Raw genomic sequence first — 19,384 nt, 5'->3', positions numbered from 1 at the left:
GATTTGTCTCCTGGTCATTGATCGGTTGGTTTGTGGGGGAGCCGCTCAGCACACACCGCGGAACCGGCTTGGCCGGGCCGCTGGTGTGGTCCCCCGGGGGGAAGACGCAAAGCGGCGCAGGGGGCTTCATAACCTGACCATCTCGATGTGCTCGATACCGTCTTCTAGGTACAGCGCACCTTGCGGCTCGAAGCCGTGCTGGCGGTAGTAGGCCTGCAGGTGCGCCTGGGCACCGATGCGAATGGGCTGAACGCCCCAGCGGCGGTGCAACTCGGCAGTGGCCTGACGCATCAGCGCGTGCCCCAGGCCGCTGCCGCGCGTGGCGGGCGCCGTGACCACCCGGCCGACGCTGGCCTCGGCGAATGCGGTGCCAGCCGGCAGCAGGCGCGCGTAGGCCAGCAGCGCTGCTCCACCCTCCTCGCTCTCGCGCTCACCCATCAGGTGCAGGGCCTGCATGTCGCGGCCGTCCAGGTCCTGAAAGGCGCAGGTCTGCTCGACCACGAACACCTCGGCGCGCAGTTGCAGCGCCCGGTACAGCTCGGTCGCTGTGAGTTCGGCAAAGGCCAGGCAGCGCCAGCGCAGCGCCGGTGGGGGTGTCGACAAGGGCCTGGCCAAGGCCGCAGCTGACGCGTTCAAACGGCTCAAGCGCGAACTTCCTTCAGCACAAAACCGACGCGTGGGAAGTGCACGTGCAGCAGGCCCGCGCGGTCGTCGCTGCGCTCCAGGGTGTAGCGGGTGCGGGTGGCGGCGCGAAGAATGCCTTCGGTGGGTTCGGTGCCAAACGCTTCGGCTGCGATGGTGACGCGGCTGCCCAGAGCGATGCCGTGCTCGTCCTGGAAAACGTCATCGTCCAGCGGCGCGGGCTGTGCCGCTGCGGCCACGGCAATGGCTTCGGTGGATGTGAACTTGCTGAGGTGCCCGTGGCCCAGGGCAGCCAGGCGGTCCATCCAGGCGACCACGCCGGGCGTGGCGTCGAGGATGCCGGCCATGGCCGGGTTGACTACGCGGCTGAACCACAGCGGGTGGTAGGCCGCGAAGTCGGCCACGCAGGGCGCTGCGCCCAGCAGAAACGGCTGCTCGTCCAGCATGTTGGCCAGGCGGCGCAGGTAGCTGCGATAGGCGGCAGTAGCGTCGCCCGGGCGCAGGCTGGTCATGTTGTTGCGCATGGCCCCGCGGTCGGCGGCGAAGGCCTGCGCAGACTCTGGCGGCTGGCCGGCAAACAGTGCGGCCGCGCCTTTGGGGCTGAGGTTGTAGCCCATGGCGGCCCAGAACAGCGTGCTGTCGGCCCACTGGGCCAGCACCCGGGCCACGCCCTTCTGGTGGGGCGGGTAGAGCGTGGGCTCGGGCTGGCGGTGCTCGAGCACGTCGCAGATCAGCGCGGTGTCGCAGTAGATGTCGGCACCGATCTGCAGGAACGGCGTACGGCGGTAGCCGCCTGTGAGCGGGAGCACGTCGGGCTTGGGCATGATGCGCGGGATGATCACGCTCTGCCAGGCGAGCTGCTTGTGGCCGAGGATGAGCCGCACCTTCTCGGAGAACGGCGAGGTGGGGTAGTGGTGCAGGATGAGGTCGGCCATGGTGCTTCCAGGGTTGGGGTCAGCGCGGTTGGGCGCGGTGGATGATGGCGCCGAAGTCGGTGCCGGCGCTCAGCGAGCCGAAGCTGTGGCCCCAGTGCCCGGCCAGGCGCGATTCGCAGAAGGCAGCAAACACCTCGCCGGGCGCGCTCTGTGCCAGCAGTGCGGCCTGCACGGCCAGGGCGACGTCTTGCGCCAGGCGGCGCGCTTCGGTTTCGGTGGCCATCTGCTCGACGCGCGTCGGCAGCGTGTCGGCCAGGTGGTCCAGCGCCCGGTGCATGCCACGCGCTGGCGCGAGTTCGTGGGCCAGCGCTGACGCGGCGTCGGCTTTTCTCAGCGCGCGCAGCAGGTCCAGCGCCATTATGTTGCCCGCGCCCTCCCAGATGCTGTTGAGCGGCATCTCGCGGTAGATGCGCGCCATGACGCCTTCACCGCCCTCTTCCACGTAACCGTTGCCACCCAGGCACTCCATGGCTTCCTGCGCAAAATAGCTGCCGCGCTTGCAGATCCAGAATTTGGCCACGGGCGTGAGCAGGCGCTGCATCACGCGCTCGTGCTCGTCGGTGGCGGCACGGTCGAAGCTGCGCGCCAGCCGCAGGGCGAGTGCGGTGGCGGCCTCGGACTCCAGCGCCAGATCGGCCAGCACGTTCTGCATCAGCGGTTGCTCGATCAGCTTCTTGCCGAAGGCGCTGCGCTGTGCCGTGTGGTTGAGCGCGATGGACAGTGCGTGGCGCATCAGCGCGCTGGTGCCGAGCGCGCAGTCCAGCCGCGTCATCGTGCCCATGGCCAGAATTTGCGGCACGCCGCGTCCCTCCTCGCCCACCAGCCAGGCGGTGGCACCCACGAACTCCACTTCGCTGCTGGCGTTGGCTTTGTTGCCCAGCTTGTCTTTCAGCCTCTGGATGAAAAGCTGGTTCATGGAGCCGTCGGGCAGCACGCGCGGCAGGAACACGCAACTCAGGCCGCTGGGCGTCTGCGCGAGGATCAGGAAAGCGTCGCACATCGGCGCCGAGAAGAACCACTTGTGGCCGGTGACTTTGAAGCGCTGACCCCAGCCATCGCTGCCATCGGGCATGGCCCGGGTGGTGTTGGCGCGCACGTCGGAGCCGCCCTGCTTTTCCGTCATGCCCATGCCCATGGTCACGCCGGGCTTGTCTTTCCAGAGCTTCAGGGTCGGGTCGTAGGCGCGGCTGGTGAGCTGGGGCACCCAGTCGGTGTAGATGGCCGGGTTGTCCTGCAGCGCGGGCGCCACCGCGTAAGTCATGGAGATCGGGCAGAGGATGGACGGCTCCAGCTCGGTGAAGAGCATGAAGCCGGCGGCTCTGCTCACATGCGCGGTGCCCGAAGCCTGCTCGGCGTCGGAAAACGGCGTGCCGTGCAGACCCGCCGCCGTGGCCGCCGTCATGAGCGCGTGGTAGCTCGGGTGGAATTCGACCTGGTCGATGCGGTGGCCAAAGCGACTGTGGCTCTTGAGCTGCGGCGTGTGCACATTGGCCAGGCGCGCGTGTTGCTGCATGTCGGCGCTGCCAACTTGCCGGCCCAGCGCGCTCAGGTGGGAGGTGACCAGCGCCGGCGCATTGAAGCGAAGCGCGTCCTGCATCGCCCGGTTCCCGTCGAACAGATTGATGTCGACCAGCGGCTCCGGCTGGTTGAAGACTTCGTGGGTAGCGTTCATGGCGACTCCAAACCGCTCACAAAAGGAAGTGACCTGACCCAGGCCACCGCGGAGCCGGCTCCGCCGGTCCGCCTGTGGCGCCCCTTGAGAGGGTGCACGCAGCGCGGCGGGGTGGTCTCAATTGCTGCGGCGCGTGGGGTTACAACCGCACCAATTGCTTGCCAAAGTTCTTGCCCTTGAGCAAACCGAGAAAAGCCTCGGGCGCCGACGCGATGCCTTCGGCGATGGTTTCGCGCGGACGCAGCTTGCCGGTGGCCACCAGGGTGCCGAGTTCGGTCAGCGCCTCGGGCCAGACTTCCATGTGCTCGCTAACGATGAATCCTTCGATCTTCAGACGGTTGACCAGGATCAGCGCCGGGTTGGTCAGCGGCAGCGGTGCACCGTCGTAGCCGGCGATCATGCCGCACACCGCGATGCGGCCAAAGGCGTTCATGCGCAGCAGCACCGCGTCCAGGATCATGCCGCCCACGTTTTCGAAGTAGCCGTCGATGCCGTTCGGGCAGTGCTCCTTGAGCGCCTTGGCTAGGGAATACATGTCTTTGTGCTGCTTGTAGTCGATGCAGGCGTCAAAGCCCAGCTCCTCCACTGCGTACTTGCACTTCTCCGGGCCACCGGCGATGCCCACCGCGCGGCAGCCGCGCGCCTTGGCCAGGGCGCCAAACGCGCTGCCCACCGCGCCGGTGGCGGCGCTGATGACCACCGTCTCGCCGGCCTTGGGGTTGATGATCTTGACCAGGCCGTACCAGGCGGTCACGCCCGGCATGCCGACGGCGCCCAGGTAGTGGGAGAGAGGCACGTGGGTGGTGTCGACTTTGCGGAGTGCGCCGGGCTGGCTCGCATCGACCACGCTGTACTGCTGCCAGCCGCCCATGCCGACCACCTTGTCGCCGACGGCGAACTTGGGGTGTTTCGATTCGACCACCTCGCCCACGGTGCCACCAATCATGACCTCGCCCAGTCCCTGCGAGGCAGCGTAGCTCTTGCTGTCGTTCATGCGCCCGCGCATGTAGGGGTCCAGGCTGAGGAAGTGGTGCTTGACCAGCACCTGGCCGTCGCTGAGCGCGGGGGTGTCGGTGGTGACGAGCTTGAAGTTGTCGACCGTGGCTTCGCCCTGTGGGCGGTTGTCGAGCAGGATCTGTTGGTTGGCGGGCATGGGGGTGTCTCCAGGTTGGGAAGGGTTTCAGGATGGAATGGGGCGGCGCAACGTGGGCAGGCCAACGCCGGCAGCGTCAAAGCCGCCGTCGACCGCCAGCACCTGGCCATTGACGTAGCCGGCCTCGGGGCTGCAGAGGAAGCCGACCGCCTGCGCGATTTCGGCCTCGGTGCCGTAGCGGGCCAGGGGAATGGTGTCGTGGTAGTCGGCGCGGATGGCGGGCGTGTGCACCTTTTTCGCCATGGCGGTCTCGACTGGGCCAGGTGCGATCGCGTTGACGCGGATGCCGGCGTTGCCGTATTCCACTGCCTGCTGTTTGGTGAGGTGGATCAGCGCCGCCTTGGACGTGCCGTAGGCCACGCGCAGTGTGCTGGCGCGCAGGCCGGAGATGGAGGCGATGTTGACCACCGCCCCGCCGCCTTGCACCAGCATGGTGGGCGCCACCGCCTGGGTGCACAGGAACGGACCATCGAGGTTGGTCGCCATCACCCAGCGCCACTCGTCAAAACTCGTGTCGGCAATGGGCTTGAAGGTGGCCACGCCGGCGTTGTTCACCAGCGCGTCGATGCGGCCAAAGGCCTCCACCGTTTTCTTTACCGCCGCATTTACCTGCGCCGGATCGGACACATCGGTGTGCAGCGCCAGCACGCGGGACGCCTGATCGCCCAGCTCATGCCGGAGGCGGGCCGCGGCCTGGCTGAGGGTCTCGGCGTCGATGTCGATCAGCGCCACGCGGTGGCCGCGGTCCAGGAACCAGCGGGCGATCGCCAGGCCGATGCCGCGCGCGGCGCCAGTGACGAAGGCGACGGGGTGGTCGGTGGCATGGATCGTGGTCATGGTGGGTTCGATCAGGTGGTCAGTCGGTCGAGATGCGGTTGAGCGGCTGGCTGCTGCCCGGGCTCACCGGCAGGCGAGCCACGAATTTGAAGGTCCCGGTGGCATGGCAACACAGTTTGCCCGCCGCGTCAAAGATGCTGGCCTCGGTGAAGGCCATGGTGGCGCTGCGGTGCAGCAGCTTGCCCTTGGCGAGCAGCGGCCCCTTGGCCGCGCGCATGAAGCTGGTCTTCATCTCGATGGTGACGCAGCCCATGGTGGGCTCGATCGAGCGCGCCGCATGCGCCATGACCACGTCCATCAGTGTCATGCTCGCGCCACCATGCACCACGTCGAACGAATTCAGGTGCTCGCCGGAAGGCTTGAAGGCAATCTCGGCCTCGCCGCCTTCCATGCGCAGCAGCTCAAAACCGAGCAGTTCGACGAAAGGGATGCGGACAGAAAATTCCATGCAAGTAACTGGGTATCCGTTCGTCCTGAGCCTGTCGAAGGACTCACGCCATGTTCGTATGAGGGCTTCGACAGGCTCAGCCCGAACGGTCTATCGGGTGCTCAGCCTCCGGTCACGACCGATACCCCACCATCGACCGCCAGCCACTGACCGGTGATGTGCTTGCCGGCGTCCGATGCATACAGCACCGTCAGGCCCTTGAGGTCTTCGTCGTCTCCCAGGCGGCGCAGCGGCGCGTGGGCGGCGAGCTTGTCTTCTCCCATGGCTTTGAGTGTGCCCATGGTCATCTTGCTGGGGAAAAAGCCCGGGCAGATGGCGTTGACGGTGATGCCGTACTTGCCCCATTCGGCGGCCAGCGCGCGGGTGAAGTTGATCACCGCGCCCTTGGAGGTGTTGTAGGCAATCGTCGTCATCTCGGGCGGGTTACCACCCAGGCCAGCGATGCTGGCGGTGTTGATGATGCGGCCGCTTTTGCGCGCGATCATGCTGCGTTTGGCCACGATCTGGCTCAGGATGAAGTAGCTGCGCACGTTGAGGTTCATCACCTTGTCCCAGGCCTCGACCGGGTGGTCTTCGGCTGGTGCGCCCCAGGCGGCGCCGGCGTTGTTCACCAGGATGTCGATGTCACCCAGGCGCTGCAGCGACTCGTCGGCCAGTCGCAGGATGTCTTCTTCCTTCGAGCAGTCGGCTGCGATCCAGCGCGCATCGATGCCCGCAGCTTGCAACTCGGCAGTGGCGGCCTCGAGGTCGCTGGCCTTGCGCGAGCTGATGACCACGCGAGCACCCTGCTCGCCCAGCGCGTGAGCCATCTGCAAGCCCAGGCCGCGCGAGCCGCCGGTGATGAGGGCGGTCTTGCCCTTGAGGTCGAACAGCTGGGGAACGGTGCGAGTGGTCATGGTGTGTCTCCTGGGTGTTGTGGGAAATTCAGAAAGCGTCTTCAGACAGCTCGGCGCAGGTCGCATCGCGCTGGCTCACCACCTGCAGCCAGGCGCCGATCTTGGGCAGCTCGTAGTGGAAGAAGAAGCGCATGGCGGCGAGGCGACCGGTGCGCGCCGGTGAATCGGCCGCGGCATGGGCGGTGAGCACCACGTCGAGCCAGATCCAGGCCAGCACCGTGTGGCCAAAGGCCTGCAGGTAGGGCACGGCGTTGGCCAGCGCGTCTGAAGGGTTGCCGGTCGCCCAGGCGGCTCGCGTCGCAGCGCTGATCTGCGCCAGCGCCTGGCCCAGCGCCTGGGCGTGCGCGGCCAGCTCGGGCACCTGGCTGGCGCGCGCCATGGTCGCCTGCATGCGCGCGGCCAGCAGCTGCAGGCCTTTGCCCTCTTCCATCAGCACCTTGCGGCCGAGCAGGTCCATTGCCTGAATGCCGTGGGTGCCTTCGTGGATCATGTTCAGGCGGTTGTCGCGCCAGTATTGCTCCACCGGGAAATCGCGCGTGTAGCCGTAGCCGCCGTGCACTTGGATCGCCAGGCTGTTGGCTTCCAGGCACCATTCGCTGGGCCAGCTCTTGGCGATCGGCGTCAGCACTTCGAGCAGCAGGCGCGCGTCATCGGCCGCCTGGACGTCGCCCGTGTGTTGTTCGTCAACCAGCCGCGCGCAGAAGAGCTCCAGCGCCAGCGCGCCTTCGCAATACGACTTCTGGGCCAGCAGCATGCGCTTGACATCTGCGTGTTCGATAATGCGGATCTGTGGCTGTGCCGGGTCCTTGCCAGCCGGGCCCATGGGGCGCCCCTGGGGCCGGCCCTTGGCATAGTCCAAGGACGCGTGGTAGCCGGCCATGCCCAGCATGGTGGCGGCCAGGCCGACGCCGATGCGGGCCTCGTTCATCATGTGGAACATGCACGCCAGGCCTTTGCCGGGCTGACCCACCAGGTAACCCACCGCGCCGGGCGCGCCGCCGACCGGGTACTTGCCCTCGCCGAAATTGAGCAAGGTGTTGGTGGTGCCTCTCCAGCCGCACTTGTGGTTCAAGCCCGCCAGCGCCACGTCGTTGCGCTCGCCGGTCAGTTCACCGTGCACATTGACCATGTGCTTGGGCACGATGAAGAGCGAAATGCCGCGTGTGCCGGGAACGAGCTTGCCGCTTTCATCCGGGATCTTGGCCAGCACCAGGTGAATGATGTTTTCGGTGAGCTCATGCTCGCCCGAAGAGATCCACATCTTGTTGCCCTTGAGGCGGTAGCGCGGGCCCAGCGAATCGCTGGCGAAATCGGGGCCATCGGGTACGGCGCGAGTGACCACGTCGCTCAGACTGGAGCCCGCCTGCGGCTCGCTCAGGCACATGGTGCCCGACCAGCGGCCGGAGAACTCGTTGAGTGCAAACACCTGCTTTTGCAGATCGGTGCCGTGCTTCATCAGCAAGTTGGCGTTGCCCACCGTGAGCAGCCCCGAGCCAATGCTCACGGACGCCATGGCGAAAAAGGTGTTGGCCGCAGCTTCAACCGTGTAGGGCAGCTGCATGCCACCTATGTCGGCGTCCTGCGCAGCGCTCAGCATGCCACTCTCGGCATAGGCCTTGTGTGCTTCGTGCGTGGCCTGAGGCAGGATCACCTTCTCGCCATCAAAGTGCGGCTCCTGCGTGTCCACCAGCCGGTTGAATGGCGCGTATTTTTCGCGTGCGATGCGCTCGCAGGTGTCGAGCACCGCGTCGAAGGTTTCGCGCGAGTGGTCAGCAAAGCGCTCGCGCTGGTTGAGGCTTTCAACCGCCAACCAGTCGTTGAGCAGGAAATCGATCGTGGGGCGCAGGCTCATCAAAAGTCCAATCAAGCGTCATCAATGGCAACAACCACCCAAGGATGCCGTGGAACCGGCTCTGCCGGGCCACTGGCATCGCCCCCCTCTGGGGGGTGACGCGAGGCGGCGCGGGGGAGTGTTGTACGCCCGCGCAGCGCGCGGCGTCACAACACTTCAAACACCCCCGCCGCCCCCATGCCGCCGCCGATGCACATCGTCACGCACACCCGCTTGGCGCCACGGCGCTTGCCTTCGATCAGCGCGTGGCCGGTCAGCCGCTGCCCGCTCACGCCGTAGGGATGGCCCACGGCGATGGCGCCGCCGTTGACGTTCAGGCGGTCGGCCGGGATGCCCAGCTTGTCGCGGCAGTAGAGCACCTGCACCGCGAAGGCTTCGTTGAGTTCCCACAGGTCGATGTCGCTCACCTTCAGGCCCAGGCGCGAGAGCACCTTGGGAATGGCGAACACCGGGCCGATGCCCATTTCGTCGGGCTCACAGCCGGCGACGGCAAAACCCAGGAAGCGGCCCAGCGGCTGCAGGCCACGCTTTTCGGCCAGGGTCTCGTCCATCAGCACGCAGGCACCGGCGCCGTCGCTGAACTGGCTGGCGTTGCCGGCAGACACCAGGCCACCAGGCAGCGCCGAGCGCAGGCCGTGGATACCTTCGAAGGTTGTGCCGGCGCGGATGCCTTCGTCGTTCTCGACCGTCACCTCTTTGGTGATCAGGCCCAGTGTCTTGTCGGCGATACCGGCGGTGACGGTGATGGGCGCGATCTCGTCCTTGAACAGGCCTTTTTCCAGCGCAGCCGTGGCTTTCTGCTGGCTGGCGGCGCCGTACTCGTCCATGGCATCGCGGCCGATGCTGTAGCGCTTGGCCACGTTCTCCGCCGTTTGCAGCATGTTCCAGTAGATCTCGGGCTTGGACTTCATCAGCGCCGGGTCGGCCAGCATGTGGGTGTTCATTTCCTGCTGCACGCAGGAAATGCTTTCCACACCACCGGCCACATAAACACTGCCTTCGCCAGCGATGATGCGTTGCGCGGCCATGGCGATGGTTTGCAGGCCAGAAGAGCAGAAGCGGTTGACCGTCATGCCCGAGACGGTGATCGGCAGGCCGGCGCGCAGGGCGATCTGGCGCGCGATGTTGGCGCCGGTGGCGCCTTCGGGATTGGCGCAGCCCATGATGACGTCTTCCACCTCAGCGGCGTCGATGCCGGCGCGCTGCACGGCGTGCTGCACCGCGTGGCCGCCAAGCGTGGCGCCATGGGTCATGTTGAAAGCGCCCTTCCAGCTCTTGGCCAGGGGCGTGCGGGCGGTGGAAACGATGACGGCGTTGGTCATGATGATGTCCTAGTGATCTTGCGAGTTGAACAATGGCACGAGAGAAGAGATCCACCCCAGGGCGCCCGAGGAACCGGCTTTGCCGGGCCCAGGGTGCGTCCCCCCTTTGGGGGGACGACGCGAAGCGGCGCAGGGGGGCATCACTTCATGAGTTGAAAGTTTTGGCTTCAGCGACCAGGCGCGCGAGCAAGGGCGCGGGCTCCCAGAACTTCGCGTCGTCCAGCGGGTTCTTGGCGAAACGCTTCATGGCCTGCACCACGTTGAACAGACCGACCTCATCGGCATAGCGCAGCGGACCACCGCGGTGCACCGGGAAGCCGTAGCCAAAGATGTAGACCACGTCGATGTCGCTGGCCTTGTTGGCAATGCCCTCTTCCAGGATGTGCGCGGCTTCGTTCACCAGCGAGAACACCAGGCGCTGCACGATTTCTTCGTCGGAGATCTTGCGCGGCGTGATGCCGATGGCCTTGCGGTGGTCGGCAATCATTTGCTCGACCTCGGCATTCGGGATCGCGTCGCGCTTGCCCGGCACGTAGTCGTACCAGCCGGCGCCGGTCTTTTGACCAAACCGGCCCTTTTCGCACAGCAGGTCGGCGGTCTTGCTGTATTTCATGTCCGGCTTTTCCTGATAGCGGCGCTTGCGGATCGCCCAGCCGATGTCGTTGCCAGCCAGGTCGCCCATGCGGAACGGACCCATGGCCATGCCGAACTTCTCCATCGCCTTGTCGACCTGCTGCGGCGTGCAGCCTTCGTCCAGCAGAAAGCCGCCCTGGCGGCCGTACTGCTCGATCATGCGGTTGCCGATGAATCCGTCGCACACGCCAGACACCACCGCGGTCTTGCGGATCTTCTTGGCCACGGTCATCACAGTGGCCATCACGTCTTTGGCGGTCTTCTCGCCACGCACCACTTCAAGCAGCTTCATCACGTTGGCCGGGCTGAAGAAGTGCAGGCCCACCACGTCTTGCGGGCGCTGGGTGAAGGACGCGATCTTGTTGACGTCCAGGGTCGAGGTGTTGGATGCCAGGATGGCGCCGGGCTTCATCACCCGGTCGAGTTCCTTGAACACGGCTTCCTTGACGCCGATCTCTTCAAACACCGCTTCGATCACCAGATCGGCGTCTTTCAAGTCGTCGTAGCTCAGCGTGGTGCTCAGCAAGGCCATGCGCTGCTCGTACTTGTCCTGCTTGAGCTTGCCCTTCTTGACCTGGGCTTCGTAGTTCTTCTTGATGATGCCCACCCCCTTGTCGATGGCCTCTTGCTTCATCTCCAGAATCTTCACCGGCACACCGGCGTTCAGGAAGTTCATGGCGATGCCACCACCCATGGTGCCGGCGCCGATCACCGCCACCGACTGGATGTTGCGCTGTGGCGTGTCGGCCGGCACGTCCGGGATCTTGCTCGCGGCACGCTCGGCCAGAAACAGATGGCGCAGGGCGCGGCACTCGGGCGTCCACATCAGGTTGATGAAAATCTCGCGCTCGGTGACCATGCCCTGGTCGAACTTCTGCTTGGTCGCTGCTTCAACGGCGTCCACGCATTTGGCTGGCGCCGGGAAATTCTTGGCCATGCCTTTGACCATGTTGCGCGCGAAGGCGAAGTAGGCATCGCCCTTGGGGTGTTTGCACGGCAGGTTGCGCACCAGCGGCAGCGCCGAACCATCGGCGTGTTTGGCCGCGACTTCCTTGGCGAAAGCCAGCGCTTCTTCGGCCAGTGACTCCGGCGCCTTGGCCAGTTTGTCGAACAGCTTCTGGCCCGGCACGCTGGCCAGCAGTTCGCTCTTGACCGGCTCGCCCGAAACAATCATGTTGAGGGCGGCCTCTACGCCCAGCACGCGCGGCAGGCGCTGCGTGCCACCAGCACCGGGAATCAGGCCGAGCTTCACTTCGGGCAAGGCCACGTTGCAGCCGGGAGCGGTGATGCGGTAATGGCAACCCAGGGCGAGCTCCAGGCCGCCGCCCATGCACACGCTGTGGATGGCAGCCACCACCGGCTTGGTGGTATTTTCGATCGCCAGGATGACGCTCAGCAGGTTGGGCTCGGCCAGAGCTTCTGGCTTGCCAAATTCGCGGATGTCGGCGCCGCCCGAGAAGGCCTTGCCGGCGCCGGTGATCACGATCGCCTTGACGGATGCATCGGCCTCGGCCTTGGCCAGTCCCGCGGTGATGCCCTGGCGGGTGGACATGCCCAGGCCATTGACCGGCGGGTTGTTCATGGTGATGACGGCGACATCGCCGTGGACCTGGTACTCAGCGGTCATGGGATCTCCTCTGTGTGAAGCGGTGAAGGGAAAAGTCCGAAAAAAGAACGATCGTTCGATTCTAGAGTGCTTGTGTGACGCAACAAGGGGCACTTGTCGCGCGTGAGTCAAAGGTCCGAAGCTCCATCCGCGCCGCCTGCTGAGTTGAAGACGAAGCCAGCAACGCGGTTGTCCTGTGGCGATGGCCTCTCCGGCGCGAGATGTCTTCAACTCAGGAATGCCGTGGAACCGGCTCTGCCGGGCCACAGGCGTTGTCCCCCTCTCAGGGGGGTGACGCGCTGCAAGCGCGGCGCGGGGGGTAGTCAAACCTCCAGCCATTCCTTGCGCGTGCGCGGATCCGACCGCAGACTCTCAGGCGTGCCTGAAAACACAATGCTGCCGTGGCCCATGACCAACGCGCGGTCTGAGATGCTCATGGCAATGGTGAGTTTCTGTTCGATCAACAGCACGGAAATGCCGCTGGCTTTGAGCTTTTGCAGGTACTGACCCACCTGTTCGACGATCTTGGGCGCCAGGCCTTCGGTGGGCTCGTCGATGATGATCAGGTCGGGGGCACCCATCAGGGTGCGGCACAAGGTGAGCATCTGCTGTTCACCACCCGACAGCACGCCCGCCTCGGTGTGTTGCCGTTCCTTGAGGCGCGGGAACATGGTGTACATATCGTCAAAGCTCCAGCGCGAGCCTTTGCCGCTGCCCTTCTGGCCCAGCAGCAGGTTCTGATGCACCGTCAGTTTGGGGAAGATGTCGCGGTTCTCTGGCACATGGCCGATGCCCAGGTGGGCAATCTCAAAGGGTTTCTTGCCCAGGATCTCCTGGCCGCGCCACTCGATGCGCCCGGTGCTGTCCACCAGACCCATGATGGCCTTCGCGGTGGTGGAGCGACCCGAGCCGTTGCGTCCCAGCAGGGCCACTATCTCGCCCTTGCCGACCTCCAGGGACACGCCGTGCAACACGTGGCTCTTGCCGTAGTAGGCATGCAGGTTGTCGATTTTCAGCATGGCAATTTCCTCAGTGGCCTGCGGCCTGTTCGTCCGGGGTGCCGAGGTAGGCTTCCTGCACACGCGGGTTGGCGCGCACCGCGTCGGGGGTGTCGAAGGCCAGCACCTCGCCGTACACCACCACCGCAATCTTGTCGGCCAGTCCGAACACCACGCCCATGTCGTGCTCCACCGTCAGCAGGGTCTTGCCCACCGTGACCTCGCGGATCAGCTCGATGAACCGAGAGGTCTCGCTCTTGCTCATGCCGGCGGTGGGCTCGTCCAGCAGGATCACGCCGGCGCCACCCGCAATCGTGATGCCGATCTCCAGTGCGCGCTGCTCGGCGTAGGTGAGGTTCATGGCCAGCACATCGCGCTTCTTGTCCAGCCGGATCATGTGCATCAGCTCGTCGGCGCGTTCGTTGGCGTCGTCCAGGTCGGCCAGGAAGCGGAACAGCGTGTACTTGTAGCCCAGGCTCCAGAGCACGCCGCAGCGAAGGTTTTCAAACACCGACAGCTTGGGAAAGATGTTGGTGATCTGGAAGCTGCGCGAGAGCCCCATGCGGTTGATTTCGTAGGGCTTTTTGCCGTTGATGCGCTGGCCGGCCAGCAGCACGTCACCGCTGGTGGGCGAGAAGCGCCCCGAAATGAGGTTGAACAGGGTGGATTTGCCAGCGCCGTTGGGGCCGATGATGGCCACCCGCTCACCAGGGCGAACGGCAAGGTCAACCCCGCGGATGATCTCGGTCTTGCCGAAGCTCTTGCGCAGGTTGCGCAGCTCCAGCGCATAACCGCCGGCGGCCACATGGCTCATGTTCTGCTCGTGCGGGTGGGTCGGGTTGGTGCTGCTCACAGGGCCTCCCGCCGCTTGATTTCGATTTCGATTTCGGTCTGTATCGCGTTCCACTCACGCTTGAACTGGCGGCGCGCCAGCTCAAACAAAGCCAGCCCGGTCAACGCCACGAAGCCGGAGCCAAACCAGCTGTTGACGCTGCGCGCGTTGAGGGTGACGCCAAAAAAACTCAGCTCATCGCCCATGGCGGCATTGAGCTGCAGGTGGTAGACCATCTCGATCATGGCGCCCGCGCCCGCAAAGAACACCAACGCCAGCAGGCCCAGCGCGAGGTAGCTGGTCCAGATGCGGCGCAACATGCCAAACGCGGCCACGCGCACGTTCATCATGATCAGGCTGGCCACGCCGCCCGGCGCGTACATCACCATGAAGAGAAAGATCAGGCCCAGGTACAGCAGCCAGGCCTTGGTGAACTCGGACAGCAACACAAACGCCAGCACCATGAGGATGCCGCCGATGATGGGACCAAAGAAGAAGGTGGCGCCGCCCAGAAAGGTGAACAGCAGGTAGGCGCCTGAGCGGTAGCCGCTGACCACCTCGGAAGTGACGATCTCGAAGTTCAGCGCCGCCAGACCACCCGAAACCCCGGCGAAGAACGCCGCGATCACGAACGCGATGTAGCGCACCATCTGCGTGTTGTAGCCCACGAACTCCACGCGCTCGGGGTTGTCTCGCACCGCGTTGAGCATGCGGCCCAGCGGTGTGCGGGTGAAGGCAAACATGAGCACCGTGCAGACAAAGGTGTAGATAGCGATCAGGTAATAGAGCTGGATCTGCGGGCCAAAGTTGAAGCCCAGCATGTTGGCGATGCCGCCAGCTTCCGCTCCGGCCACTCGGTCGCCCGAGATACCCCCTTCTCCACCGAAGAAACCGGGGAACATCAGGGACATGGCCCAAACCAGCTCGCCAATGCCCAGCGTGATCATGGCAAAAGGCGTGGCCGCTTTCTTGGTCGTGACCCAGCCGAACAGCAGGGCAAACGCAGCGCCAGCCAGGCCACCGACGATGGGAAGCAGACTCACCGGCAGGCCGAGGTTGCCGTCGGAGATGCTGTTGAGCGTGTGGATCGCGAGAAACGAGCCCATGCCCGAATACACCGCGTGACCGAAGCTGAGCATGCCGCCCTGCCCGAGCAGCATGTTGTAGCTCAGGCAGACGATGATGGCGATACCCATCTGAGACAGCATGGTGTGCGACAGGCTGCTGGTCCAGATCATGGGCGCCACGAGCAGCAGCAGCGCAAACAGGCTCCAGATGATCCAGCGCCCCATGTTGATGGGCTTGAACTCGACGTAGCGGCGGTTTGCCGCGTGCTTGGGCGTCTTGGGCAGTGTGGTGGTGTTCATGGTGTCAGCCTTCGCGTGTACCGAGCAGCCCGCGGGGCCGGAAGATCAGGATCAGCACCAGGAACAGGTACGGCAGGATGGGAGCAACCTGGCTCACCTTGAGCTTCCACAACACATAACCAAAGGTCTCGCTGGTGATCTCCACGCCGACACGCGCCAGCAGGCTCATGAGCGACGAGTCGATGGCCACCGCAAAGGTCTGGATGACGCCGATCAGGATCGATGCGAGGAATGCCCCGGAAAGCGATCCCATGCCGCCGACGACCACCACCACGAAAATGATGGAGCCCACCGTGGCGGCCATGCCGGGCTCGGTCACGAAGGCGTTGCCACCAATCACTCCGGCCAGCCCGGCCAGCGCAGCGCCGCCGCCAAACACCAGCATGAAGACGCGCGGGACGTTGTGGCCCAGCGTCTCCACCGTTTCAGGATGCGTCAGCGCAGCCTGGATGACCAGGCCGATGCGGGTGCGCGTGAGCAATTGCCAGATGGCAATCAGCATCAGGATGGACACACCCATCATGAAACCTCGGTACATCGGGAACTGGGTGCCGTAGATGGTGAACAGCGGACCCGAGAGTTCATCGGGTACGCGGTAGTCGACCGAGCTGGTGCCCCAGACCAGCTGCACCAGCTCCAGGATGATGTAGCTCAGGCCGAAGGTGATGAGCAGTTCGGGCACATGGCCGAAAGCGTGGACCCGGCGCAGCGCGTACTTCTCGAACAGCGCTCCAAGGAGGCCCACCAGCAAGGGCGCCACCACCAGCGCCGGCCAGAAGCCGACAAACAACGTCGTGGTGTAGGCGATGTAGGCGCCCAGCATGTAGAAACTTGCGTGGGCGAAGTTCAGCACGCCCATCATGCTGAAAATCAGGGTGAGACCGGAGCTGAGCATGAACAGCAGCAAGCCGTAGCTCACGCCGTTCAGCATTGAAATGGTGAAAAGTTCCATGGCAGCCTGGCAAAGACAACGGTCAGAAAAAAGCCCGCTCGCCACCGGCATGCCAGCGGCCGAACGGGCCTGTCAGCGGAGAAAGACCCTGTAAGGGCCAGCCTGCCGCCGAGCCAGAGGTGGCCAGGCGACGGCGGGCCGATTCAATCAGGGCCGCTTCATGTTGCAGCTGGTTGGCGTGCTGGCCACATAGGGCTCCATCTGCTTGATCGGGGCAAAGGTGTAGCCGGTGTTTTCCACGCTGTACGGGAACTCCTTGGACACCTTTTGCCACTTGGTCACAAACATCGACTGCTGCAGCTGGTGATCGGTCTTGCGCATGGTGACCTCACCCGCAAAGCTCTTCACAGACAGCCCGCTCATTGCGGCAGCCACAGCCACCGGGTTGGTCGACTTGGCCTTGGCGATCGCTGCGCCCAGCAGGTTGACGCCGTTGTAGGTGGCATAGGTGTAGTAGTCGTCGTTGAACTGCTTCTTGAAGTCCGCAGACATCTTGCCGATTTCGCCCGTGTGGTTGGAGTGACCATAGGCGATCACGTACACCTCGCTGTCACCACCGGCCGCCAGCGCGGTCGGCGTACCGGTTACGCCAGCGTAATAGGTGTACATCGGAATCTTCAGACCGGCGTCGTTCAGGGCCTTGACGAACAGCGTCAGGTCGGTGCCCCAGTTGCCGGTGACGATGGTGTCGGCACCGGATTGCTTGATCTTGGCCACGTAGGGCGCGAAATCCTTCACCTGACCGATCGGGTGCAGGTCTTCACCGACGATCTTCACGTCAGGCCGCTTGCGGGCAATGCCTTCCTTGAAGTACCGGGCCACCTGCTGGCCGTGCGAGTAGTTCTGGTTGAGCAGGAACACGTTCTTGACCTTGGGCTGGTCCTTCATGAACGAGGTCAGCGCCTCCATCTTCATGGTGGTGTCGGCGTCAAGGCGGAAGTGCCAGTAGTCGCACTTCTCGTTGGTCAGCGACGGATCCACAGCCGCGTAGTTGAGATAGACCACCTCTTTGCCGGGATTGCGCGCGTTGTGCTTGCTCACCGCGTCGGAAATGGCGGCTGCTGCACCCGAGCCGTTGCCCTGGGTCACGTAGCGAAAACCCTGGTCAATGGCGGCGCGCAGCGCGTTCAGGCTCTCTTGCGGCGAGCCTTTGTTGTCAAAACCGACCACTTCGAACTTCACATTGGCAGGGTTGGCCTTGCCGCTCTTCGTGGTCGCTGCGAACTGCCAGCTCTTGAGCTGGTTCTGACCCACGTTGGCAAACGGGCCGGACAGCGGGTCGATGAAGGCGATGCGCACCGTCTCGCCACTCTGGGCATTGGCTGCAAAGGCGCAGGCGATCAGTGAGGCGGCGGTCAGGCTCTTGATGGCGAAATGCATGGGGTTGTCTCCGGTGGGTTGAAGTTGACAAGCAGCTTACAAGGCTGGCTGGTCCCGGGGCTCAGGGATAGCCCCTAGGGCCTATCGCACGCGCGACTTTCAACAGGCTCGTTTCGCCTGGCGCTTGGCTCGCGCCGCCCGATCGGCGCGGCAAGCGTTGACCGCCTCGCCTGTCCTGCGCCACCGTCGGGACGCGCGAGGCGGCCGGCATCAGCCTGGGAGGACGTAGTCCTTCAGCTGCTGGCGCAGCGTCATCTTCTGCATCTTGCCGGTGGCGCCCAGGGGAATCACGTCCACAAACACCACATCGTCCGGAATCTGCCACTTGGCGATCTTGCCCTCGTAGTGCGCCAGCAACTCCTCGCGGGTGACTTCCTTGCCAGGCTTCTTCACCACCACCACGATGGGGCGTTCGTCCCATTTGGGGTGCTTCATGCCCACGCAGGCGGCCATCGCCACGGCCGGGTGGGCCATGGCGATGTTCTCCACGTCGATCGAGCTGATCCATTCGCCGCCAGACTTGATCACATCCTTGCTGCGGTCGGTGATCTGCATGAAGCCGTCGGCGTCGATCACCGCCACGTCACCGGTAGGGAACCAGCCATGTCCCGCCTCGTCGCGAACCAGTGGGTCACCGCCCTCGCCCTTGAAGTAGCTGGCGATGATCCAGGGACCGCGCACCAGCAGGTCGCCGTAGGTCTTGCCGTCCCAGGGCAGTTCTTTGCCATCGGCGTCCACGATCTTCATGTCGACTCCGTACACCGCGCGGCCCTGCTTGAGCCGCACCTTCATCTGCTCGGCGGGCGTCAGTTCCATCTGATCGCGCTTGAGCGTGCACACCGTGCCCAGCGGCGACATCTCGGTCATGCCCCAGGCGTGCAGCACCTCCACGCCGTAGTCGTTGTTGAACGCTTCGATCATGGCCGGCGGGCAGGCTGAGCCGCCGATCACCGTGCGCTTGAGCGTGCTGAACTTCAGGCCCTCGGTCTGCATGTGGCCCAGCAGCATCTGCCAGACAGTGGGCACGCCGGCGGCCATGGTCACCTTTTCCGACTCCAGCAACTCGAAGATCGACTTGCCGTCCATCGCCGGACCTGGAAACACCAGGCTGCACCCGGTGGCCGCTGCCGAATAAGGCAGTCCCCAGGCGTTGACGTGAAACATCGGCACCACAGGCAGCACGCTGTCGCGTGCGCTCAGACACAGCGAGTCGGGCAGCGCCGCGCTGTAGGCGTGCAGGATGGTTGAGCGGTGTGAATACAGCGCCGCCTTGGGGTTGCCGGTGGTGCCGCTGGTGTAGCACATGCTCGAGGCCGAGTTTTCGTCGAACTCGGGCCAGATGTAGTCGGTCGACTGCTGGCCCATCCAGGCTTCGTAGGAGAGCAGACCTGGCAGACCGCTGTCGGCCGGCAGCTTGTCGGCATCGCAAAGCGCGATCCAGTGTTTGACGGTGGGGCAATGCGCGGCCACCGCCTTGACCAGGGGCAGAAAGGTCATGTCAAACGCCACCACCCGGTCTTCGGCGTGGTTGACGATCCAGGCCAGCTGCTCGGGATGCAGGCGCGGGTTGAGTGTGTGCAGCACGCGCTGCGAGCCGCTGACACCAAAGTACAGCTCCAGATGGCGGTAGCCGTTCCAGGCCAGGGTGGCGAATCGGTCTCCGACAGCCAGCCCCAGGCCGTTGATGGCGTTGGCTACCTGGCGCGAACGCTGGGCGATCTGGCCCCAGTCGGTGCGGTGGATGTCACCCTCGACCCGGCGCGACACGATCTGACCGCGAGCGTGGTGCCGCTCTGCGTGCACGATGAGAGAAGAGATCAGCAGCGGCTGACTTTGCATGTGTCCCAGCATGGGGAGTC

At 64.7% G+C, this 19,384-nt stretch carries 16 protein-coding genes; all 16 read right to left on the bottom strand.

All coding sequences use genetic code 11. The features are described from left to right. Window positions 1-126 precede the first annotated feature (126 nt). Window positions 127-645, bottom strand: coding sequence for a GNAT family N-acetyltransferase (locus tag QUV25_RS13270; protein ID WP_366945671.1), 519 nt, complete (start codon window positions 643-645; stop codon window positions 127-129). Next, window positions 642-1,577: a glutathione S-transferase family protein gene (locus QUV25_RS13265; protein WP_300864633.1), complete on the bottom strand. Its 936-nt coding sequence runs from the start codon at window positions 1,575-1,577 to the stop codon at window positions 642-644. The genes QUV25_RS13270 and QUV25_RS13265 overlap by 4 nt, the downstream gene beginning before the upstream one ends. A gap of 19 nt (window positions 1,578-1,596) precedes the next feature. Then, window positions 1,597-3,249 carry an isovaleryl-CoA dehydrogenase gene (locus QUV25_RS13260; protein ID WP_300864631.1) on the bottom strand — a complete coding sequence of 551 codons (1,653 nt, stop codon included), beginning with the start codon at window positions 3,247-3,249 and terminating at the stop codon, window positions 1,597-1,599. Window positions 3,250-3,388: 139 nt separating this feature from the next. Further along, entirely contained in the window at window positions 3,389-4,402 is a 1,014-nt protein-coding gene (locus QUV25_RS13255) for an NADP-dependent oxidoreductase (RefSeq protein WP_300864629.1), read from the bottom strand. Window positions 4,403-4,429: 27 nt separating this feature from the next. Continuing rightward, window positions 4,430-5,239: an SDR family NAD(P)-dependent oxidoreductase gene (locus QUV25_RS13250; RefSeq protein WP_300864627.1), complete on the bottom strand. Its 810-nt coding sequence runs from the start codon at window positions 5,237-5,239 to the stop codon at window positions 4,430-4,432. A 19-nt stretch (window positions 5,240-5,258) separates the two neighbouring features. Beyond that, window positions 5,259-5,687: a PaaI family thioesterase gene (locus QUV25_RS13245; protein WP_300864625.1), complete on the bottom strand. Its 429-nt coding sequence runs from the start codon at window positions 5,685-5,687 to the stop codon at window positions 5,259-5,261. 101 nt (window positions 5,688-5,788) lie between these two features. Continuing rightward, window positions 5,789-6,583: an SDR family oxidoreductase gene (locus QUV25_RS13240; protein ID WP_300864623.1), complete on the bottom strand. Its 795-nt coding sequence runs from the start codon at window positions 6,581-6,583 to the stop codon at window positions 5,789-5,791. 28 nt (window positions 6,584-6,611) lie between these two features. Beyond that, window positions 6,612-8,435, bottom strand: coding sequence for an acyl-CoA dehydrogenase (locus QUV25_RS13235; RefSeq protein ID WP_300864621.1), 1,824 nt, complete (start codon window positions 8,433-8,435; stop codon window positions 6,612-6,614). Window positions 8,436-8,581: 146 nt separating this feature from the next. Further along, a complete protein-coding gene (locus QUV25_RS13230) occupies window positions 8,582-9,757 on the bottom strand; it encodes an acetyl-CoA C-acyltransferase (RefSeq protein WP_300864619.1) in 1,176 nt (391 codons plus the stop codon). 145 nt (window positions 9,758-9,902) lie between these two features. After that, the gene (locus QUV25_RS13225) at window positions 9,903-12,017 is read right to left on the bottom strand and encodes a 3-hydroxyacyl-CoA dehydrogenase NAD-binding domain-containing protein (protein WP_300864617.1); all 2,115 of its coding nucleotides are present in this window, start codon (window positions 12,015-12,017) and stop codon (window positions 9,903-9,905) included. 302 nt (window positions 12,018-12,319) lie between these two features. Next, window positions 12,320-13,015: an ABC transporter ATP-binding protein gene (locus QUV25_RS13220; protein WP_300864615.1), complete on the bottom strand. Its 696-nt coding sequence runs from the start codon at window positions 13,013-13,015 to the stop codon at window positions 12,320-12,322. Window positions 13,016-13,025: 10 nt separating this feature from the next. Beyond that, on the bottom strand, window positions 13,026-13,808 hold the full coding sequence (locus QUV25_RS13215) for an ABC transporter ATP-binding protein (RefSeq protein WP_300864828.1): 783 nt from the start codon (window positions 13,806-13,808) through the stop codon (window positions 13,026-13,028). 35 nt (window positions 13,809-13,843) lie between these two features. Then, window positions 13,844-15,193, bottom strand: coding sequence for a branched-chain amino acid ABC transporter permease (locus tag QUV25_RS13210; RefSeq protein ID WP_300864613.1), 1,350 nt, complete (start codon window positions 15,191-15,193; stop codon window positions 13,844-13,846). Between the two features lie 4 nt (window positions 15,194-15,197). After that, window positions 15,198-16,145 carry a branched-chain amino acid ABC transporter permease gene (locus QUV25_RS13205; RefSeq protein ID WP_300864611.1) on the bottom strand — a complete coding sequence of 316 codons (948 nt, stop codon included), beginning with the start codon at window positions 16,143-16,145 and terminating at the stop codon, window positions 15,198-15,200. Window positions 16,146-16,292: 147 nt separating this feature from the next. Further along, window positions 16,293-17,525, bottom strand: a complete 1,233-nt coding sequence (locus QUV25_RS13200) for a branched-chain amino acid ABC transporter substrate-binding protein (protein WP_300864609.1) — start codon at window positions 17,523-17,525, stop codon at window positions 16,293-16,295. A 210-nt stretch (window positions 17,526-17,735) separates the two neighbouring features. Then, window positions 17,736-19,376, bottom strand: coding sequence for a 3-(methylthio)propionyl-CoA ligase (locus QUV25_RS13195; protein ID WP_300864607.1), 1,641 nt, complete (start codon window positions 19,374-19,376; stop codon window positions 17,736-17,738). Between the last annotated feature and the right edge of the window lie 8 nt (window positions 19,377-19,384).

It is taken from the genome of Hydrogenophaga sp. (genome assembly GCF_030373245.1).
GTDB lineage: Bacteria > Pseudomonadota > Gammaproteobacteria > Burkholderiales > Burkholderiaceae_C > Hydrogenophaga.
The sequence above is the reverse complement of the archived record's forward strand: the minus strand, read 5'-3'. Positions and strand labels throughout refer to the sequence as shown.